Raw genomic sequence first — 4272 nt, 5'->3', positions numbered from 1 at the left:
CCCGCGGTGAACTGAACCAGTTCATCGGTTCCCATGAATTACAGGTCGAATCAATCTGATTTTCAACTCGTAATTTCAGGAGTTTTATGGCTGACATAAAAAGGGCTGAACGGCTTTTTGCCAGACGAGATACCCTTCATGATTCAGATGCAGGCCATCGGCCTTGAATAACTCGGGCCGCGGTTTGCCATCTTCGCCGAGCATCGGACACCAGACATCGGCGTAATCGAGCAGGCAACTTTCCGCACACTGCTGACAAATGAGTTGATTGGCTTGCATAATGGTATCTGCCAGTTTCCAGCGACTGAGACTGGGCTTAATGGCGATGAAAACAATGCGGGTTTCGGGAAGCGTTTTATGAACCGTCGCTACAAATTTCTGAAAGTCGGCAGCGACTTCTTCGGCGGTTCGCTTACGAGACAGATCGTTATCGCCGGCGTATAAAAAGATGAGTTTGGGTTCATGCTTCAGGATAATGCGATCTGCAAAATGAGTCGAATCAACAATTTCCGAGCCACCAAAGCCGCGATTGATCACGGGTTGATCGGGGAAGTATTTTTCCAGATCCCATAAACGGATGCTGGAACTGCCGGCAAACAGGATACCATTCTGCTTGATTCCGTGTTCCTGATCCTGCTTTTCAAACTGCGAAATCGTCTTTTCCCACTTGGCATAATCGTGTTCCGGTTTCTCGGCCGCCAGCACGTTCAGGGAACAGAGACCGAATAAAACTAGTAAAATTGACAGCCGAACAATGCTTGTTTTCATGGTATTTCCTTGAAATTATCATTCAGAAACGTTTCTGAATTTCTATAAAAATGACGCTCACAAAACTCTGCGGGAAACAGCATCCCAGGCAGAGATGGCATCCCGGTTGGCAGCAATATCATGCAGACGCAGGATATCGACGGATTGACTGGCGAGGGCAATGGAAACTCCGATCGTGCCAGCCAGGCGTTCTTCCACAGAACGATTGAGTACTTTGGATAAAAAACGCTTGCGGGAATGCCCGATCAACACGGGGAAACCCAGGTCTTTGAATTCCTGAATGTGCGACAGAATCTCCAGATTATGCTCGGCTGTTTTTCCGAAGCCCACGCCGGGATCAAGGACGATCCGATCCGGTTCAATTCCGGCATCCAGCAGTTTTTGGAGGCGTTCTCCAAACCAGATTTTCAGGTCGGCAACGACATTCTGATACTCGGGCCGATCCTGCATCGTTTGTGGAGTTCCCTGAATGTGCATACAAATCACGCCGGCTTTGGTCTCCGCGGCCAGTGGAATCATCGCCGGGTCAAACATCAAGCCGGAAATATCATTGATGATGATCGCACCGGCCTGGATCGCCTGCCGGGCGACTTCCGCTTTTGTGGTATCGATGGAGATGGGAATCTTTGTTCGCGCGGCTAAGGCTTTGATGGCTGGAATCACTCTCCGGAGTTCTTCCTCGACGGAAACCGGCTCTGCGCCAGGACGTGTCGATTCTCCTCCGATATCCAAAATGTCTGCCCCCTCTTCCACCAGCTGCAAGCCTTTTTTTACAGCGGAATCGAGGTCGGTCGCTTCTCCTCCATCGGAAAAACTATCGGGCGTGACATTCAGAATTCCCATCAGAAGCGGCAGACCGCCTAAAGGAATGGAGTGGGTACCACATTTCCAGAGATGCAGATGTTCCGGTTCTTCGCTTGGAGTATTTGAAAGCGGCAAATTCACACAGGGGTCTTCTAAATCAAATACTAGTGAGGAATTACTATTTCACGGTAACAACCTTCGTTTTACTCCGCAGACTTTCCATATGCAAGGAAATTGGTTGAAAGTGGTATTCATCATTCTGGCTGTTTCAACAAAGAAAATCGATGTTTGTTTCGGCAATCCGTGTTTCACCCTCCTCTGAATCGAACCAGCGACTTCAAACCGCGACAAATGCCCTATTGGGTAGGAATCATAAAATAAGGGAGCAAATCAGGGTCAGAAACTGCCTGAAAGCAACACTTCAGGAAATAGAGGATTTTTAGAGAATCTTGATTTTTAGTGTTGTCTTTACTTTGACAACGTAATTCGTTCTGGTATTGTAATCAACGCATTTGCTGTAACCGGCAAATCTTACCAAACTAGAAAAACAGACCTGTTTTCCCTAAGTACGTACGCTTAGGGACATCGTTGAGAGATGGGAATGAACTCATTTTTCAGCGAAGTGGAACCACTTTTATTAAAGAATCTCAGGAGTACACCATGATTCGAAAAACTGTCACGCTCTCAATGATTGCTGCACTGACTTTAATCTCTGCATCTTTCAGCCTCACCGATGCAGAAGCTGGTTTATTGAACCGTTGCTGCAAGCCAGAACGTGTTCGCTGCTGCAAGCCAGTTCGTGAACGTTGCTGCAAGCCAGAAAAAGTTCGTTGCTGCAAACCAGAAAGAGTTCGCTGCTGCAAACCAGTTCGTACACGTTGCTGCAAGCCAGCTCCAGTATGCTGCCCTGCACCAGCTCCAACCTGCTGTGCACCAGCTCCTAAGTGCTGTGCACCAGCACCAAAATGCTGTGCAGCTGCTCCTTGCTCAAGCTGCAACTCAGCTCCAGCTAAAGAAGCACATGCTCCTAAGAAAGTAGAAGAAGCACCAGCTCCTCCAAAGAAAGCTCCAGCTCCAGCTCCTAAAAAAGCATAATTGAGCCTGTGAGACTTTTCTGACAGTAACACCATTTGTGTGGAACCGTCAGTGAGCTACGCTAAACTGAAATGGCCCCCGTTGCCTGGTGCAATAGGGGCTTTTTTCATTTTATACCGGTCATTTTGATTAACGCGTTATTAAGCCCATTTGAGTTTGAACGATAGGGGATCAGAGACCGCTCCCAATCTGCAATCCACATTCAAAATGATCTATCAGGCGGACTTGGAATAGGGGAAATCCGATTCCGGATCTTCCTGCACACTGATGTTATGAATAATCTCTTCCAGCTTCGGGAGCATTTTCTCTCCCTCGCGAGTGACTTGATAGAACACACCGGAATCCCGCCCTGCGATCTGAAATTTCAGCAAATCGAAGGCAATGAGTTTGCCGTGAATGCGAGGCAGCCGCTCAGCCACGACCCCTGTCACTCCATTCTGGCGAACGACCCATCCGTCAAACTCGGGATTTTGGGCTTTAGCCTGAAGCTGCAGCTGGCTGTAATGGTTCAGGACGAGACACCATTCAGGATTTTCCATCATCAGTTTTAGTTCAAAGTCGATCATGCTAACCTTATCGACTTTGCCTGAAAATCAGTCGCACGGAATTTTCTCCGTCGACACGACCGACATAACAGGACTACTGTCTCACCTGATTAAGGCAAAAATCAGGGAAAATGATTCAAGATTTGAAAGCAGATTGAGCTTCACCTGATATAACACAATGCGAATTTTTGCTCATATCCCTGCGGGCTCGCAAACCCCGACAGGATTGCCCGCCCGTGATTGAAAGCCTCAACAGAAATTCAGATCAGAGACAATCTGTCTGAGACACCAGGCAGATCGCTCAAGTTTGCCACTACATATTGGTTTTCGAGTCGGAGACTTCGCCTAAAGCCGCATTCAGAGCGTTCGTCATCTCCAGATCATATAAATGATCGCGTGTATAAATTCGGAATATCAAAAAACTGACAGGCAATGCCCGGAATAACTCATCATCATTGAGTTCCTGAGTCTTTTCGGTCCCCGGATCAAGGAGGAAGTTCTGGCCTCCGGCAGGTAGCCTTCCACTCGGACGATGATAATGTCTGGCGATATCAATTCTGAGTGGAATCTGTTTTAACTTCGTCGGCAGTTTCGCACGCACGCGTTTCTCCACCAGATCTGGTTCCGAAAAGATAGATGTATGAACTGCGTTACCCGAATGAAAATTGATCGACCGTTCACAGGCCATTTTCCACTCTACGTTTCGCGAAAGAATGCCCTGCCAGCGTTCTCCCAGATTCCGCACGTCCCCATCAGAGCTTTTTTGAAACCTGCCTACATCCACCAGAAAAGAGGATTCTGTCAAACCCAGATATTCATCCAGTTTCTCGAGTGGATTTCCGTGAAAGAGATATTTCATGGTTTCCGGAAAGATCTCCTCTAAAGCCAGATCGAGTGCGCGAACTGTTCGATGATAATAGATCGTACGGAACAAATTCGCCCGGGTTTCAATAAAATTGACTAAAGCCGGCAATCCCCGAGCATGAATGGTGAGCCCTTCCGAAGTAAAAAAACTGTAATGTACCAATCGGGACACATCGACAGCCCGGATGTTATAACC

4 protein-coding genes and 1 pseudogene are annotated in these 4272 nt (G+C 47.7%); all 5 read right to left on the bottom strand.

From position 1 onward, the window contains the following. Window positions 1-84 precede the first annotated feature (84 nt). Window positions 85-768 (bottom strand): SGNH/GDSL hydrolase family protein, encoded by a 684-nt coding sequence (locus Q0294_RS10620; protein WP_299464579.1) that lies wholly within the window; start codon window positions 766-768, stop codon window positions 85-87. 57 nt (window positions 769-825) lie between these two features. Further along, a complete protein-coding gene (folP, locus tag Q0294_RS10615; protein WP_299464576.1) occupies window positions 826-1713 on the bottom strand; it encodes a dihydropteroate synthase in 888 nt (295 codons plus the stop codon). Window positions 1714-2219: 506 nt separating this feature from the next. Further along, on the bottom strand, window positions 2220-2702 hold the full coding sequence (locus tag Q0294_RS10610) for a hypothetical protein (RefSeq protein ID WP_299464573.1): 483 nt from the start codon (window positions 2700-2702) through the stop codon (window positions 2220-2222). A 180-nt stretch (window positions 2703-2882) separates the two neighbouring features. After that, window positions 2883-3233: a hypothetical protein gene (locus Q0294_RS10605; protein ID WP_299464570.1), complete on the bottom strand. Its 351-nt coding sequence runs from the start codon at window positions 3231-3233 to the stop codon at window positions 2883-2885. A 292-nt stretch (window positions 3234-3525) separates the two neighbouring features. Continuing rightward, window positions 3526-4272 (bottom strand): annotated as a pseudogene (locus Q0294_RS10600) (metal-dependent phosphohydrolase); the annotation flags it as partial.

The organism is uncultured Gimesia sp., from assembly GCF_937919775.1.
Lineage (GTDB): Bacteria > Planctomycetota > Planctomycetia > Planctomycetales > Planctomycetaceae > Gimesia.
Note: the sequence above shows the minus strand (reverse complement) of the source record. Positions and strands in the feature narration are given on the sequence as shown.

Bases quoted from the DNA above. Each gene is read 5' to 3' on its own strand.
- Q0294_RS10605 (WP_299464570.1), bottom strand. From the start codon at position 3,233: ATGATCGACTTTGAACTAAAACTGATGATGGAAAATCCTGAATGGTGT.
- Q0294_RS10620 (WP_299464579.1), bottom strand. From the start codon at position 768: ATGAAAACAAGCATTGTTCGGCTGTCAATTTTACTAGTTTTATTCGGT.
- Q0294_RS10610 (WP_299464573.1), bottom strand. From the start codon at position 2,702: ATGGTGTTACTGTCAGAAAAGTCTCACAGGCTCAATTATGCTTTTTTA.